We start from the raw sequence: 237 nt of genomic DNA, 5'->3' as shown, positions 1-237 counted from the left end.
GTGGACCTCCCCGCTCTCTACGCCGAGGACAGCGCGCAGGGCCAGCTCATGAACCTGCTGCTGCATGAAATCGCCGCCATGCCGGCGCTGTGCCTCAACGCCCCATTACCGTCCGAGCCGCGCCTGGCCAGGGTCTGCCGGGAAATGCTGGAGCAACCGTCGCTGGAGCTGGGGATCGATGCCATGGCCGAGCGCGCCGGGATGAGCCGCCGTACCTTCACCCGCCTGTTCCGGCAA

Annotated in this window: 1 pseudogene; it reads left to right on the top strand. The window is 68.4% G+C overall.

The features are described from left to right. A pseudogene (locus SB816_RS34770) lies at positions 1 to 237 on the top strand (AraC family transcriptional regulator); the annotation flags it as partial.

The organism is Achromobacter sp. SIMBA_011, assembly GCF_046535435.1.
GTDB classification, from domain to species: Bacteria; Pseudomonadota; Gammaproteobacteria; order Burkholderiales; family Burkholderiaceae_B; genus Achromobacter; species Achromobacter dolens.
This window is presented reverse-complemented; position numbering and strand designations above follow the sequence as displayed.